Raw genomic sequence first — 15,214 nt, 5'->3', positions numbered from 1 at the left:
TCCATGGCCACAACCGTTGCAGACCAGCTCATCGCCCAGCTCATCGACGCGGGAGTCCACCGCATCTACGGCATCGTCGGAGACAGCCTCAATCCGGTGGTCGACGCCGTGCGCCGCACCGGTGGATCCGCCAAAGGCGGCATCGACTGGATCCACGTGCGCAACGAGGAGGCTGCGGCCTTCGCCGCCGGAGCCGAGGCACAGCTCACCGGCAAGCTCGCCGTATGCGCCGGCAGTTGCGGCCCGGGAAATCTGCATCTCATCAACGGTCTCTTCGACGCCCATCGATCGGGTGCGCCCGTTCTTGCGATCGCGAGCCACATTCCGAGCATCGAGATCGGCAGCTCCTACTTTCAAGAGACCCACCCCGACCGTCTGTTCGTCGAGTGCTCGAATTATCGCGAGCTGATCTCGACTGCCGTACAGGCGCCGCGCGTCGTGAACTCCGCCATCCGGCACGCGACAGGACTCGGCGGCGTGGCCGTCGTCACGCTGCCCGGCGATATCGCCGAGTTGGATGCCGTCGGCTCGGCCCCGGCATTCGTTCTCCCCCGGCCTCCCGCGATCGTGCCCGACGCGAACGACATCGCTGAATTGGCCAGCGCGATCAATGATGCGAAGACGGTCGCCATCTTCGCGGGCGCGGGCGTCGAGGGCTCGCACGACGAGGTCGTCGCCTTCGCCGACCTGCTCGCCGCCCCCGTGGGTCACACGCTACGCGGCAAGCAGTGGATCCAGTACGACAACCCCTTCGACGTCGGCATGACAGGTCTGCTCGGCTATGGTGCGGCACACGCGGGAATGCACGATGCAGAGCTGCTCATCCTGCTCGGCACCGATTTTCCGTACGAGCCGTTCCTGCCCGACGGAACGAAGGTGCAGATCGCCCAGATCGACGCCGACGCGTCGCACCTCGGGCGGCGCGCGAGCGTCACTCATGCGATCCACGGTGACGTCGCATCGACCCTGGCCGCCCTCACCCCGCTGATCCGGGGCGAGCGAAACCGGAGCTTCCTCGAGAAGACTCTCAAGCGGCACCACAAGTTGCTCGACTCGGTCGTGGGAAAGTACACCGACGTCGACAAGACCGTGCCGATCCACCCGGAATTCGCCGTCACCGTGCTCGACGAGCTGCTGTCGGACGATGCCATCGTGACCGCCGATACCGGCATGGGCAACGTCTGGCAGGCGCGCTACATCACTCCCAACGGGCGCCGTCGGCTGATCGGATCGTACCTGCACGGATCGATGGCCAACGCCGTTCCCCAGGCCATCGGAGCCCAGTCTGCTTATCCGGGTCGTCAGGTGGTCACGATCTCGGGCGACGGTGGCCTGTCGATGCTGCTCGGCGAGCTGGTGACCATCGCCGCGTACAAGCTCCCCGTCAAGGTGGTCGTGTTCAACAACTCCACCCTCGGCCTCGTGAAGCTCGAGATGTTCGTCGACGGCTACCCCGATTTCGGCGTGGACGTGCCAGGGGTCGACTACGCCGCCGTCGCCGCTGCGCTCGGCTTCTTCTCCCGTCGCGTCGAGGATCCACAGGACCTGCACGGGGCCCTGAGCGAGGCGTTCGCCCACGACGGCCCCGCGCTGGTCGACATCGCCACCGATCCGCTCGCCCTGTCGCTGCCACCGAACATCACGGTAAAGCAGGTCACCGGATTCGGACTGGCTCTGTCGAAGCTCGTTCTGAACGGCGGCGTCGGCGAGGCTGTGCGGATGGCGCGCTCGAATATCAGACACGTTCCGGGGCTCTGAGCCTCTTATACTTAGTGCCCTATTGATTCGTGCGCATCGCACGGGCGAAGGGAAGCGTGCATGCCGCAGGACGTCGACGTGCTGGCGCTCGAGAATCAGGTGTGCTTCGCTCTGGCCGTGGCTTCGCGCAGCGTGATCGGGCTCTATCGCCCCGTTCTCGAGCCGCTCGGTCTCACGCACCCGCAATACCTCGTGATGCTGGCGCTCTGGCAGCAGGATCCGAGGTCGGTGAAAGAGCTCGGAGCGGCGCTTCAGCTCGAGCCCGCGACCCTCTCGCCCCTGCTCAAGCGGCTGGAGGCATCCGGTCTCATCGATCGACGACGCAGCGCGGCCGACGAGCGGCGCCTCGACGTGACCCTCACCGAAGAAGGCCGGGCGCTGCGGTCACGGGCGGAGAGCATCCCGCAGACGATGATCGAGCAGTTGGGCATGCCCGTCGCCGAGCTTCAGGCGATGCAGGCGTCGCTGACGGCGATCATCGCGGCGGCGACGCGGTCGAGCGACTGAGACGACCGGTTCGACTCTCAGGCCAGAGCGCGCTCGCGCACGCTGAGCCGGGCCACCAGCTGCGCGAGCTGGCCGTCCGGGGCACCCGGGTCCTCGGGGTGGAACTGCACCCCCGTGACCTGTGCGTCGGCATGCTCGACCGCCTCGACGACGCCGTCCGGTGCTGTGCCGATCGCGACGAGACCCTCGCCCAACCGGGCGACCGCCTGGTGGTGCGCGCTCTGTACGACGATTTCGGTCGCGCCCAGATCCGTCGACAGTCTGCTCGAGGAGTCGAGAGCCACGGTGTGCGCGGCCATGATGTCTCGAATGGGCGCACCGAGGTTCTTGTGGATGGTCTGGTTGCCGAGGTCCTGCACGATGTCTCCGCCGAGAGCGACGTTGATGACCTGGAGTCCGCGACAGATGCCGAGCAGAGGCGTGCCGCGTCGCAGCGCTCGGTGCACGAGCGCGATCTGACCCTCGTCGGCGGTCTCGAAGTGCTGGCTCTCGAAGGGGTAGTCCGCCGCTCCGCCATAGAAGCGAGGCGAGATGTCTTCGCCGCCCATGATCATGATGGCGTCGCTCGCGTCGGTGAGAGAGAGCAGTGATGCTGTTCCGACATCGGCGGCGGCGACACGATTGACGAGCCAACCGTCATTCTCCGCAGCACGCACGGCTCGGGAGTTGAGCACCTCGACGTAAGCGTGGTACTCGACATCGCGCGGGCGGTACCGGGTGACCTCGACGACGCTGAGTCGCTTCTCGGTGCGGGTGGGCATGCATCCATCATGCTGATTTCGACGCGCGCTCCCCAGCACACTCGTAACGCGGCGACACACAGTGTCGATACCGTCGAGACAGACCTCTGTTCTAGACTGCCTGCGATGTCCAGTAGCGATCGACGACGATTCTCCAGCCTCTCATCCCGCCTTCTCGCCGGGGTCGGACTCGTGCTCGCCCTGTTCGCGTTTCAGGTGCCCTCGGCCGCTACGGCGACCGGACCGGTCGACCTGGACGGGGCATACATCGTCGACCGGTCGAGCGTGCTCGGTAGCCGGGCCGGCGAGGTGCAGGACGCTCTCGACGACCTCTCGGCCGACGAGAGCGTCAATCTCTTCGTCGTCTACGTCGACAGCTTCACCGGAGTAGACGACAGGCAGGCATGGGCCGACGACACGGCCATCAAGAACGATCTCGGCGTCAACGACGTGTTGCTCGCCGTGGCGACAGACGACCGCCTCTATCAGGTCTCCGTCGATCCGGGGTTCTCTCTGGATGACGCGCAGCTCTCGAGGCTGGCCACCACCTCGATCCAGCCGTCGTTGCGCGAGAACGACTGGGCTGGCGCAGCCATCAACACGGCTACCGGATTGGGTGAACTCCTCCGGGGAGATGATCTCTCCGCCCCGGTGATCACACCGGGCCAGGAGACCGCGACTGGCTCGGGTGGCGGGTCGACCGTCTTGACCTGGATCCTCGGAGGCGCCGTCGTTGTGGTGGCGGCCATCGTCGGGCTCGTCTTTCTGCGGCGTCGAACGAAAGCCTTGGCAGAATCGGCGCGGTCCCGAGGATCCGGCCCTAGCCAGAAAGACCTCGATCGGCAGGTCGGCAGGCTGCTCGTGCAACTCGATGACGCGACCGCGAGCAGCGAACAGGAATTGGGTTTCGCCATCGCCCAGTTCGGAGACGACGCGACCGCGACGTTCGCGCAGACCTTGGAGAGCGCCAAGCAGAAGGTGCGCGAGAGCTTCGCGCTCAAACAGCGTCTCGACGACAGCACGCCCGATAGCGCAGAAGACCGGAGAGCATGGTCGCTGAGGATCATCGACCTGTGCACGAAGGCCGATGCCGAGCTCGACGCTCAGGCCGAGGCGTTCGCGGCGCTGCGCGAGCTCGAGAAGAATCCGCAGCCCGCGCTCGCCGCCATCGCGACGGGCGTAGCAGCGGCCCGTCAGACCGCTCCGAGGGCGGCGTCGACCCTCGCCTCACTCACCGCGCGCTATGCGCCTCACGCACTCGCGACGGTCATCGACAACGCGTCTCAAGCGGAGAGACTGTTGTCGTACGCCGACGCCACGGCGCGGGCCGTGCCAGATCTCATCGCCGCCGGTCGCGCAAGCGAGGCGGCTGTGAGCATCCAACGTGCGCAGGGCGCGGTCGCGCAAGCCGGAGTCCTGTTCTCAGCGATCGACACCCAGGCGACCGCGTTGCAGAACGCGGTCGCCTCGCTCACCTCGGCTATCGGAGAAGCGTCCAGCGACACAGCCGAAGCACGGGCCCTGCTGTCGACTCCCTCGGGCGCGGCCCGCGGCGCCGAAGTGAATCCGTTGATCGCCCAGGTGGAGGCGGCCGTGGCTCAAGCTCAGACCTCCGGTCCTTCGGATCCCGTTGCCGCGCTCCAGTCGCTCCAGTCGGCGAACGGGCCACTCGACGCGGCGCTCGCGGTCGAGCGTGAGCAGGCGCAACGGTTGGCGCGCACGCAGGAACAGCTCTCGAGAACGCTCGCGGCTGCATCCGGCACCATCTCTGCGGTCAAGGAGTATGTCGTGACGCGCCGAGGGGCCGTCAGCGTCGATGCCCGCACCCGCATAGCCGAGGCCGAACGGCTGCTCACCGAGGCCTACGGCCTGCAGACGACAGATCCGGAACGGGCGTTGGCCTCCGCAACACAGGCGAACAGATTCGCGCAGACAGCCGATCAGTCCGCCCGCATCGATGTCGACGCCTACAGTCCTCCGTCGAGCCGGGGATGGCCCGACGACGACGGCGATTCGGCCGCGCTCGGAGGTCTCCTCGGGGGTCTGTTCTCGGGTGGCGGCTCGACGAGACGCTCGTACTCCGGCGGCTTGTTCGGAGGATCATCAGGCTGGGGCGGCAGCTCGCGTTCCTCGGGTTCATCACGTTCCTCGCGGTCGTCGGGCTCACGTCGGAGTTCCTCGTCATCACGCTCGGGCGGTCGTCGCGGCAGCGGCGGGCGTTTCTAGTACACGCACGATCCACGGTCACAACCCAAGGAGAAGACAATGGCAAAGCAGTCCATCATCGGTCGCATCACGCAGCTCGCCAAGGCGAACATCAACGCTCTGATCGATCAGGCCGAGGATCCCCAGTTGATGCTCGATCAGCTCGTGCGCGACTACAGCGACAACATCGCCGATGCCGAGAGCGCCATCGCGCAGACCATCGGAAACCTGCGTCTGCTCGAAGACGACCACCGCGAAGACGTGTCGACGGCAGAAGACTGGGGTCGCAAGGCGCTCGCTGCAAGCCAGAAGGGCGATGAGCTCCGTGTCGCCGGCAACACCATCGACGCCGACAAGTTCGATGCTCTCGCCAAGGTGGCCCTGACTCGTCAGCTCCAGAGCGAGAAGGAGGCTGCCGACGCCGAACCCTCGATCGCCTCGCAGACCGAAGTGGTGGAGAAACTCAAGGCGGGCCTCAACGCCATGAAAGAGAAGCTCGGCCAGCTCACGCGCAAGCGCGACGAGCTCGCGGCGCGCGCCAAGACCGTCGAGGCGCAGAGCACGGTGCAGGATGCGCTGAAGAGCATCGATCTGCTCGACCCGACCAGCGACCTCGGCCGATTCGAAGACAAGATCCGACGCGAGGAGGCGAAGGTGCGCGGCCAGGAAGAGCTCACGGCCTCGAGCCTCGACGCCCAGTTCGAGAGCCTCGACGATCTCGGGGAGCTCACCGAGGTCGATGCCCGTCTGGCGCAGCTGAAAGCGAAGAACCAGCCGGCTCGACCCATCGACGCGCCGGTCGAATAGCCTCCGGTCCGACGCCCCGAAGACCGTGGAAGACTGAGCAGGTGCCAGCTACTTTCGTGATCGTGCCCCAGTGGCAGGGCTCCGGTTCGTCGAGGGCCATGCGCCTCGTCGACGGGGCGTCGGCCATCCAGGGCGATCTGCCCGCCGCAGCCACCAGAGTCGTCGATGTACCGATGGGCGCGGGCGAATCGCAGGGCACCGGCGTTCTGCGCTACACGGCCATCCAGTCCGTGCTCGCCAACCAGCGACGCGTTCTCGGCGCCACCGTCGGCCCGGTGGTGACGATCGGCGGCGATTGCGGCGTGGAGTTGGGAGCCATCCCGCACGCCCTCGAGTCGTCCGGCGAATCGGTTGCCGTCGTCTGGTTCGATGCGCACGGTGACCTCAACTCGCCTGAGACCTCGCCGTCGCACGCGTTCCACGGAATGGTTCTGCGCGCTCTGCTCGGCGATGGTCCCGACGCGCTCCTGCCCTCCGTCCCACTGTCGAGCACACGAGTCGTGCTCGCCGGCACGCGGTCGCTCGACGACGACGAGGCCGCCTACATCGAGTCCGCGGGCCTGCGCGTGGTCTCGGTCGCCGAGCTCCAGGAGCCGGAGGCCGCGGTCGAGGCGGTCCTGCAAACGGGAGCGAGCTCCGTGTACATCCACGTCGACCTCGACGTCATCGACCCCGCCGGGATCGACGGCGTCGGCTACCCCGAACCGTTCGGACTCACCGTTCAGCAGCTCGTGCAAGCGATCTCGGCCATCCGCGCGCGGTTCGGGCTCGTCGGTGCCGGCATGACGGAGTTCGCTCCATCGACGCCCGAGTCCGCGTCCGACGATCTGCCCGGCATCCTCCGCATCATCTCGGCCCTCACCCGCACCGTGCCGCGACAAGAAGAGAGCACTCCGTGACCGACTCCCCCCGGCCCGATGGGGCCCGGATCGTGACCGAACGATGCGGCCACGTACTCCTGATCCAGCTCCACAGGCCTGAGAAGCGAAACGCGGCCGACTTCTCGATGCTGCAGCAGCTCTCGTCCGCCTACGGCGAGCTCGACTCCGATCCCGAACTGCGGGTCGGGCTCGTGCACGCTGCCGGTGATCATTTCACCGCCGGACTGGACCTCGCCGACATCGGCCCGCGCATCACCGAATCGGGAATCGACTACGTCGATCACGACGGAATCAATCCGTGGCAGGTCTCGGGGCGCAGTCTCAGCAAGCCCGTCGTCATGGCGGTGCAGGGAATCTGCCTGACGCTCGGAATCGAATTGATGCTCGCCAGCGACATCGTCGTCGCCGCCAATTCGACGCGCTTCGGACAGCTCGAGGTGAGCCGCGGCATCCTGCCCTTCGGCGGGGCCACCCTGCGTTTTCCCCGCGCCGTCGGCTGGGGGAACGCCATGCGCTGGATTCTGACGGGCGACATGTTCGACGCGGCGGAGGCCCTCAGAATCGGACTGGTGCAGGAGGTCGTTCCCGAGGGAACGCAGTTCGAGAGGGCGCTCGAGCTCGCCGAACGCGTGGCGGCGCAAGCGCCCCTCGCCGTGCAGGCCGCGCTCGCCAACGCCAGGCTCGCCGTTCGCTCGGGCGACGCGGCAGCCGAGGCCGAGCTTCAACCCGCTCTCGTTCGTCTCGCGTCGAGCGACGACGCACGAGTCGGTCTCGAAGCATTCGCAACCCGCACCACGGCTCGCTTCACGGGCCACTGAGCAAGGACACATCATGACAACGACCGAATACGACCTCATCGTCATCGGCGCGGGCGCCATCGGAGAGAACGTGGCAGACCGTGCGGTCCAGGGCGGCCTGCGCACGGCCCTCATCGAGAGCGAACTCGTCGGAGGAGAGTGCAGCTACTGGGCGTGCATGCCCTCGAAAGCCCTGCTGCGGAGTGGGTCGGTGCTGCGCTCGGCGCAGTCCGTGGAGGGTGCGAAGGAGGCGGTGACGGGAGACATCGACGTGTCCGCAGTGCTGAATCGACGCAACTCGTTCACCAAAGACTGGAAAGACGACAGCCAGGCGGACTGGGTCTCGAGCGCTGGCATCGACCTCATCCGCGGGCACGCGCGGTTCATCGGCCGCAAGCGCATCGAGGTCACCGGTGCCGACGGAACGACGACCACCTACTCGGCGAAGCACGCCATCACGGTCTCGACCGGATCCGCGGCCCTGCTGCCCGACATTCCCGGGTTGGCCCAGTCCCGTCCGTGGACGAGTCGCGAAGCGACCAGCGCGCAGTCGATCCCGTCGAGACTCGCCATCATCGGCGGCGGTGTCGTGGCCGTGGAAATGGCCACGGCCTATGCCAGCCTGGGCGCCGTCGTCACTCTCCTCGTGCGTGGGGCGCTCCTCGACTCGATGGAGCCCTTCGCCGGCGAGCTCGTCGGATCGTCTCTCGCCGATCTCGGCGTCACCCTGAAGCTGCACACCTCGCCGACATCGGTCGAACGGCTTGCGGGCGGCGACGTCGTCGTTCACCTCGACGACGGATCGACCGTCACGTCCGACGAGCTTCTGGTGGCCACGGGACGCACGCCGCGCACGGACGACCTCGGGCTCGAGACGATCGGGCTCACGCCCGGCGACTGGCTCACCGTCGACGACACCCTGCGAGTCGTCGACGACAGCGGTCAGCCCTTCGACGGAGGCTGGCTGTACGCCACGGGCGATGTCAACCACCGCGCGCTCCTGACTCATCAGGGCAAGTACCAGGCGCGGGCCGCCGGCGACGTGATCGCGGCGCGCGCCGATGGCAGAGAGGTGTTCGACGAGCCGTGGGGCGCACACGTCGCCACGGCAGACCACCGCGCTGTTCCGCAGGTCACCTTCAGCGACCCGGAGGTCGCGTCGGTCGGATTGACCGCGGCTGCGGCAGAGAAGGCGGGGTACCGCACGCGCGTCGTCGACTACGAGATCGGCAACGTCGCCGGCGCGAGCGTACATGCCGACGGCTACACCGGCACCGCGCGCATGGTCGTCGACGAAGATCGCCGGGTCGTTCTGGGAGTCACCTTCGTCGGCCCCGACGTGGGCGAGATGCTGCACGCCGCCACCATCGCCGTCAGCGCCGAGGTCCCCATCGACCGACTCTGGCACGCGGTTCCGGCCTATCCGACGATGAACGAGATCTGGCTCCGCCTGCTCGAGACCTACGGTCGGCCCGTCGGCGCGTGAAGCCGATCTCGATTCCCGATGTCGCGCTGACCCGGGCAGTGAAGTCGGTCGTGCTGACTCCCCCATTGGCCCGCGCCGGCTACCTGTACGCCACGGCGGTGGCGCTCGTCTGGGGCTTCTCGCTCAGCACCGGAAAGGCGAGGCGCGTCGATGGTCTCTTCGTGTGCGAGGGCATGCCCACGTGGTCGTTCTCGAGGGGCGGATCGTGCGTGGGCGGGGTCTACCTCACCGACACGAACACGAAACCCGCCGTCCTCGAGCACGAGTCCGTGCACCGGACCCAGTGGAAGAAGTACGGAATGGTCTTCCCCATCCTCTACTTTCTCGCGGGTCGAAACCCTCTGACCAACCGGTTCGAGATCGAAGCCGGTCTCGAGAAGGGCAACTATCGGTGACCGCGACGAGCCGTCCGTTGGCCGACGCCACAGTGGTCATCACCGGCGCGAGCTCAGGAATCGGACGAGCCGCGGCCGAAGAGCTCGGGCGTCGGGGGGCGCGCGTCGCCGTTCTCGGTCGCGATGCCGACCGAACCCGCGACGTGGCCGCATCCATCACGAATGCCGAGCCGTTCGTGGCGGATTTCGCATCGTTGGCCGACGTGCGGCGCGTGTCGAGCGAGCTGCTCGAGCGCTTCGACCGCATCGATGTGCTCGCCAACAACGCGGGTGGCCTCGTCTCGCGCCGCACGCAGACGGTCGACGGCCATGAGAAGACGTTCCAGGTCAACCACCTCGCGCCCTTCCTCCTCACCCGTCTTCTGATTCCTCGACTTCGAGAGACAGCGGCCGCAGGGCACCCTGTCACCGTGATAGCCACGGGGAGCGTGGCGAATCGATGGGGTCGGCTCCGGCTCGACGACCTCGATTCCCGCGCGAGGCCATGGCTCGGCGGATGGCAGGCCTACGGCTCGGCCAAGACCGCGGTGCTGCTCGGCACGCGAGAACTCGCTCGGAGAACTCGTGGCAGTGGCATCACCGCATACGCTTTTCATCCGGGGTTCGTCACGACCTCGTTTGGCGCCGATTCATGGATGCTCCGGCTCGGCAACGCGCTCGGCAACGGTGGCCTCGGAATCACTCCGGAGACCGGCGCGGTGCCCCTGATCGAGTTGGCATCGGCCGCCATCCCTCCCGCCCCGAGCGGAACGTACTTCGACGGGCTGGTCCCCAACGGGAGAACGAGCGGCGCCGCACGCGATGACACCCTCGCGTCACGTCTCTGGGGGGTATCCGAGAAACTCGTCGATCTCGAGGTCGTCACCGACTGACCGGGCCGTGCGGAAACGTTTCCATGCAGCCGCTACTATGGCGGAGTTACCCGCTTCACCCGACATCTTCCCCTTCCCCTCTTCGCCTCAGAACCCCCCGAGGATTCCTGTGACTTCTGCCCCGATTCCGGTGCTCTCCATCACTGACGCACGCGAGCGACTCACGTCGCTGAAAGCCGTGCTGTTCGACCTCGACGGAGTACTCACACCGACCGCCGACGTGCACATGTCGGCATGGGCCCGCCTCTTCTCCCCCTACCTCGCCTCGCGCGGCATCGACGAGCCGTACACCGACGCCGACTACTTCGCCTACATCGACGGCAAGCCGCGTTACGACGGCGTGCGCTCGTTTCTGGCCTCGCGCTCCATCATGATTCCGGAGGGCACGCCTGATGACGCTCCCGAACTCGAGACCGTCTGCGGTCTGGGCAACCGCAAGAATTCGGCGTTCACAGAGTCTCTCGAATCCGACGGCGTAGCTCCGTACCCCGGATCTCTGCGCTTTCTCGACGCGATCACCGACGAGGGACTCCTCGTGGCCGTCGTGTCGAGCTCGCGCAATGCCGAACCCGTGTTGCGTGCGGCGGGCATCCGCGATCGTTTCGAGGTGGTCGTCGATGGTCTCGTCGCGGCTCGCGAGGGTCTCGCCGGCAAGCCCTCTCCGGCGACCTACGCCTACGGCGCGGAGCTGCTCGGGCTGTCTCCTCAGCAGTGCGTCGTCGTCGAGGACGCCCACTCCGGTGTGCAGGCCGGACGCGATGGTAAATTCGGTCTCGTCCTCGGAGTGAACCGCGGCGCCGGCACGGCCGAACTCCTCGAAAGCGGCGCAGACATCGTGGTCGACGACCTCGCCGAGCTGCTTCCCCTTACTTCTTCAACCTCGACTCCTACCCCAGGGGAACCCGCATGAATCTGATCTCCCGCGACCCGCTCGACCGCAACCGTTTTCCCCTCGACGAGTGGGCGCTCGTCGAGACGGACTTCAGCTCGAAGGACATGGGCCGCACCGAGACGCTCTTCGCCATCGGCAACGGCTACCTGGGACTCCGAGGCAACGTCGACGAGGGGCGCGACGGCCACGAGCACGGCACCTACATCAACGGGTTCCACGAGACGTGGCCCATCAGGCACGCCGAAGAGGCCTTCGGCTTCGCCCGTGTCGGCCAGACCATCGTCAACGCCCCCGATGCCAAGATCATCCGGCTCTACGTCGACGACGAGCCGCTAGTCCTGACCGAGGCCGATCTGCCGATGTACGAGCGTCGGCTCGACTTCGCCGACGGCATCCTGTGCCGTTCTCTGGAATGGCGCACGCCGTCCGGCAAGCGGGTACTGATCAACTCGCGTCGCATGGTCTCGTTCACCGATCGTCATCTGGCGTTCATGGACTACGAGGTGACCCTGCTCGATGCCGACGCCTCGGTCGTCATCTCGAGCCAGATCCTCAACAGGCAGGACGGTATCGACGAATACCACGCTCCGACCGCCGCGTCGAAGGACTTCGACCCGCGCAAGGCCGAGGCATTCACCGATCGTGTCCTCCAGCCACGCTACAAGCGCGACGAGGACGGCCGTTATGTGCTGGGCTACCGCTGCACGAATTCGGGCATGACGATCGCTTGCGGGGCAGACCACACGATCGAGACCGAGAACGAGTTCGAGGAGTCGTCCCAGATCGGCGACGATCTGGCCAAGCACGTCTATCGGATCCGTGCCCACCAGGGCAAGACCATCCGCATCACGAAGACGGTGAGCTACCACACGTCGTCCGGAGTTCCCACGCGCGAACTCGCGGACCGCTGCGATCGCACTCTCGACCGCGCGCGTGACGAGGGTATGGAGTCCTTCGTCGAGCGCCAGCGCGACTGGCTCTCGGAGTTCTGGGCCCGCACCGACGTGGTGCTGCCCGGGCAGCCGGTCCTCCAGCAGGCCACGAGATGGAACCTGTTCCAACTCGCGCAGGCATCCATGCGTGCCGACGGCCAGGGAGTCTCGGCCAAGGGCGTCAGCGGATCGGGCTACGGCGGCCACTACTTCTGGGACACCGAGGTGTACGTACTGCCGTTCCTCACGTACACGTCGCCGATCGCCGCGCGCAACGCTCTCCGCTTCCGACACGCCATGCTCGACCATGCCCGCATGCGTGCGACCGAGCTCAACCAGCTCGGCGCCCTGTTCCCGTGGCGCACCATCAATGGCCTCGAGTCGAGCGCCTATTACGCCGCCGGCACGGCGCAGTACCACATCGATGCCGACATCTCACATGCGCTCACCCAGTACGTCTCGGCCACGGGCGACGAGGACTTCCTCGCTCGTGAGGCCATCGACATCCTGGTCGAGACCGCGCGGATGTGGGCCGACCTCGGGTTCTGGCGGGCCAACGGCGGCGATATCTTCCACATCCACGGCGTGACCGGTCCCGACGAGTACACCACCGTCGTCAACGACAATCTGTACACCAACGTCATGGCACGCTCGAATCTGCGCTCCGCCGCGGCGGCCGTCACACGTATCCGCGAAGAAGACCCCCAGGCGTACGACCGTATGGTGGCCCGGGTCAAGTTCGATGAGGCGGAGATCGACGAGTGGTCGCGTGCCGCCGAGGCGATGCACATTCCGTTCGACGAGAATCTGCGCATCCACCCGCAGGACGCCCAGTTCCTCGAGAAGGAGCGTTGGGATCTCTCGCACACTCCGCCCGAGAAGCGCCCGCTCCTTCTGCACTTCCACCCGTTGGTGATCTACCGCTTCCAGGTGCTCAAGCAGGCAGACGTCGTTCTCGCACTCCTGCTGCAGGGCGACCAGTTCACGGCCGCAGAGAAGCGCGCCGACTTCGACTACTACGATCCGATCACCACCGGCGATTCGACGCTGTCGGCCGTTGTGCAGTCGATCATCGCGGCCGAGGTCGGGTATTCGAGCTTGGCGCTCAGATACTTCACCTCGGGCCTCTTCGTCGATCTGGCGGACCTGCACAACAACACCGCCGACGGCGTTCACGTCGCCTCGACGGGCGGGGTGTGGAGCGCGCTGGTCTACGGATTCGGAGGCTTCCGTGACCACGGCGGTCGCATCACGATCGACCCGCGGTTGCCCGAGGAATGGCAGGGACTCACCTACCGCATCACGCTGCGCGACACTCGGATCCGAGTCGACCTGCGGCAGGCCGACATCGAGCTGACGGTCGAGGACGGCGACAGGGCCACGGTCTTCGTTCGTGGCGAGCGTGTGACGGTGCAGGCGGGCGAGCCCGTTCTCATCGGACTCGATCACCAGGGGCCACGGCTGCCGGGCGCTCCGAGGGCCGCCGACGTCGAGGGCAATCTCAGGGCAGATGGAAGTGTCATCACCTCGTCACTTCCGACCATCTCGCTCGACACCTCCGAGGCCGGCCTGCTCGAGCCCATCGACTGATACGCGGTGTCGCGGGCGCTAACGTGGAGGGTGTGAGCACCTCAACGCAGTCCCTCGAACTCCGCACATTTCAGGCAGGCCGCGACGGTGAGACCGCCGACGGGCCGACCGCTGGTTGGCTCGAGGCGGACTTCCTCGGCTTTCTCGGACGCCGACCGACAAAGGCGCACGCCGCTGCCCTGGCGGGATACCTCCGGGAGGACGGTCAGGAACTGACGGGCGTGTACGACACCGCGTCGCCCGAGCACTCGTTGCGCCCCGACATCCCCGTGGCCACGTTCGCCTCGTTCGAAAAGCCCCTCACGGTGAGCCCCGGGGTCCAGCTGAAAGCCCACCTCATCTCGTCCGTCACCGTCCGCGCCACGCATCGGCGCCGCGGCATCCTCCGCCGCATGATGACAGAGGATCTCCGGCGCGCCGCCGAAGCCGGGTTCGCCATCGCGGCCCTCACTGCATCAGAGGCATCGATCTATCGTCGCTTCGGCTTCGGGGCGGCAACGTGGGTGCACGAGCTGACCGTCGACACCGACGCGCGTTTCGCTCTCACGAAAGCACCCTCCGGCCGGTGCAGCGTCGTCGATCCACGCGATATCCCCGCCCTCGCTGGCACCGTCTTCGATGCCTTCCATGCGAGCCAGCCGGGATCCATAGGCCGGCACGCCCAGTATTCCGACCGTATCTCCGGCACACTCACCGACGAAGGCGAAGAAGACCGGGCGCGCCGGGCTGCTGTGCACTACGACGAGAGCGGCGTCGTCGACGGCTACGTCACCTACCGATTCGGCGGGTGGGAGACGAAACCTCACGCGATCGAGGTCAACGACCTCGTCGCCGCTACGGGCGATGCCTATCTGGCGTTGTGGCACTACCTTGCCTCGATCGACTTGAGTACTCGGGTGACGTTCTCGTCTGGTGCGCCCGACGATGCTCTGCGCTGGGCGCTCGTCGACCCGCGAGTGCTGACGGTCACGAATGTCGAGGATCGGATCTGGCTGCGCATCCTCGACCCCATAGCGGCGTTCAGCGCTCGGCGGTACACCGCCGATGGGGAGGTCACGTTCCGGGTTGTCGACTCCCTGGGATTCGCGGACGGCTTCTACAGGCTGACCGCCGCGGAGGGCGCGGGGTCACTCGAGCGCGTCAGCTCCGGTCCCGTCGACATCGAGATGGATGCGTGGGTACTCGGCGCCCTGTACCTCGGCGGCGCGGATCCGCGCGTCGCCGCAGCGGCGGGTGCCCTGCGCGAGGTCGTTCCGGGCTCCGCGGAGACGCTGCAGCGTCTTCTCGCCCCGGCGGCGCCGGTCTACTGCAACACCGCGTTCTAGTCGAGGGCCTGGCCCCGAGAACCGGAA

General features: G+C 66.9%; 13 protein-coding genes. 12 read left to right on the top strand and 1 reads right to left on the bottom strand.

Features of this window, described 5'->3' with window-relative positions:
• Window positions 1–3: 3 nt before the first annotated feature.
• Both ASE64_RS11975 and ASE64_RS11970 read left to right on the top strand, forming a co-directional pair.
• Window positions 4–1,758 carry a pyruvate dehydrogenase gene (locus tag ASE64_RS11975; protein ID WP_055780717.1) on the top strand — a complete coding sequence of 585 codons (1,755 nt, stop codon included), beginning with the start codon at window positions 4–6 and terminating at the stop codon, window positions 1,756–1,758.
• A gap of 60 nt (window positions 1,759–1,818) precedes the next feature.
• On the top strand, window positions 1,819–2,265 hold the full coding sequence (locus ASE64_RS11970; RefSeq protein ID WP_055780714.1) for a MarR family winged helix-turn-helix transcriptional regulator: 447 nt from the start codon (window positions 1,819–1,821) through the stop codon (window positions 2,263–2,265).
• 17 nt (window positions 2,266–2,282) lie between these two features.
• Here the strand turns inward: ASE64_RS11970 and ASE64_RS11965 are convergent, their stop codons facing one another.
• A complete protein-coding gene (locus ASE64_RS11965) occupies window positions 2,283–3,026 on the bottom strand; it encodes a gamma-glutamyl-gamma-aminobutyrate hydrolase family protein (protein WP_055780713.1) in 744 nt (247 codons plus the stop codon).
• Window positions 3,027–3,131: 105 nt separating this feature from the next.
• On the opposite strand from ASE64_RS11965, the gene ASE64_RS11960 reads away from it, so the two are divergent.
• The 10 genes from ASE64_RS11960 to ASE64_RS11915 all read left to right on the top strand — a co-directional run bounded on the left by ASE64_RS11960 (window position 3,132) and on the right by ASE64_RS11915 (window position 15,187).
• Complete coding sequence (locus tag ASE64_RS11960; RefSeq protein ID WP_055780710.1) at window positions 3,132–5,231, top strand: TPM domain-containing protein; 2,100 nt, start codon at window positions 3,132–3,134, stop codon at window positions 5,229–5,231.
• Window positions 5,232–5,270: 39 nt separating this feature from the next.
• Window positions 5,271–6,017: a PspA/IM30 family protein gene (locus ASE64_RS11955; protein WP_055780707.1), complete on the top strand. Its 747-nt coding sequence runs from the start codon at window positions 5,271–5,273 to the stop codon at window positions 6,015–6,017.
• Window positions 6,018–6,058: 41 nt separating this feature from the next.
• On the top strand, window positions 6,059–6,916 hold the full coding sequence (locus tag ASE64_RS11950) for an arginase family protein (protein WP_055780705.1): 858 nt from the start codon (window positions 6,059–6,061) through the stop codon (window positions 6,914–6,916).
• Entirely contained in the window at window positions 6,913–7,716 is an 804-nt protein-coding gene (locus tag ASE64_RS11945) for a crotonase/enoyl-CoA hydratase family protein (RefSeq protein ID WP_055780702.1), read from the top strand. Before ASE64_RS11950 ends, ASE64_RS11945 begins: the two co-directional genes overlap by 4 nt.
• A gap of 13 nt (window positions 7,717–7,729) precedes the next feature.
• A complete protein-coding gene (locus tag ASE64_RS11940; protein WP_055780699.1) occupies window positions 7,730–9,181 on the top strand; it encodes a dihydrolipoyl dehydrogenase family protein in 1,452 nt (483 codons plus the stop codon).
• Between the two features lie 5 nt (window positions 9,182–9,186).
• On the top strand, window positions 9,187–9,576 hold the full coding sequence (locus ASE64_RS11935; RefSeq protein WP_235480637.1) for a Fe-S oxidoreductase: 390 nt from the start codon (window positions 9,187–9,189) through the stop codon (window positions 9,574–9,576).
• Window positions 9,573–10,448 carry an SDR family NAD(P)-dependent oxidoreductase gene (locus ASE64_RS11930; RefSeq protein ID WP_235480609.1) on the top strand — a complete coding sequence of 292 codons (876 nt, stop codon included), beginning with the start codon at window positions 9,573–9,575 and terminating at the stop codon, window positions 10,446–10,448. Before ASE64_RS11935 ends, ASE64_RS11930 begins: the two co-directional genes overlap by 4 nt.
• Before the next feature lie 109 nt (window positions 10,449–10,557).
• Complete coding sequence (locus ASE64_RS11925) at window positions 10,558–11,358, top strand: HAD family hydrolase (protein ID WP_442853834.1); 801 nt, start codon at window positions 10,558–10,560, stop codon at window positions 11,356–11,358.
• Window positions 11,355–13,862 carry a glycoside hydrolase family 65 protein gene (locus tag ASE64_RS11920; RefSeq protein ID WP_055780696.1) on the top strand — a complete coding sequence of 836 codons (2,508 nt, stop codon included), beginning with the start codon at window positions 11,355–11,357 and terminating at the stop codon, window positions 13,860–13,862. Before ASE64_RS11925 ends, ASE64_RS11920 begins: the two co-directional genes overlap by 4 nt.
• 32 nt (window positions 13,863–13,894) lie before the next feature.
• Window positions 13,895–15,187 carry a GNAT family N-acetyltransferase gene (locus tag ASE64_RS11915; protein ID WP_162234568.1) on the top strand — a complete coding sequence of 431 codons (1,293 nt, stop codon included), beginning with the start codon at window positions 13,895–13,897 and terminating at the stop codon, window positions 15,185–15,187.
• Window positions 15,188–15,214 lie beyond the last annotated feature (27 nt).

Origin of the sequence: Agreia sp. Leaf210, assembly GCF_001421485.1 — a bacterium.
Taxonomy (GTDB): Bacteria; Actinomycetota; Actinomycetes; order Actinomycetales; family Microbacteriaceae; genus Agreia.
Note: the sequence above shows the minus strand (reverse complement) of the source record. Positions and strands in the feature narration are given on the sequence as shown.

What these genes read in the sequence shown, in the direction of transcription:
- ASE64_RS11975 (WP_055780717.1), top strand. Translation starts at nt 4, where the DNA reads ATGGCCACAACCGTTGCAGACCAGCTCATCGCCCAGCTCATCGACGCG.
- ASE64_RS11970 (WP_055780714.1), top strand. Translation starts at nt 1,819, where the DNA reads ATGCCGCAGGACGTCGACGTGCTGGCGCTCGAGAATCAGGTGTGCTTC.
- ASE64_RS11965 (WP_055780713.1), bottom strand. Translation starts at nt 3,026, where the DNA reads ATGCCCACCCGCACCGAGAAGCGACTCAGCGTCGTCGAGGTCACCCGG.
- ASE64_RS11960 (WP_055780710.1), top strand. Translation starts at nt 3,132, where the DNA reads ATGTCCAGTAGCGATCGACGACGATTCTCCAGCCTCTCATCCCGCCTT.
- ASE64_RS11955 (WP_055780707.1), top strand. Translation starts at nt 5,271, where the DNA reads ATGGCAAAGCAGTCCATCATCGGTCGCATCACGCAGCTCGCCAAGGCG.
- ASE64_RS11940 (WP_055780699.1), top strand. Translation starts at nt 7,730, where the DNA reads ATGACAACGACCGAATACGACCTCATCGTCATCGGCGCGGGCGCCATC.
- ASE64_RS11920 (WP_055780696.1), top strand. Translation starts at nt 11,355, where the DNA reads ATGAATCTGATCTCCCGCGACCCGCTCGACCGCAACCGTTTTCCCCTC.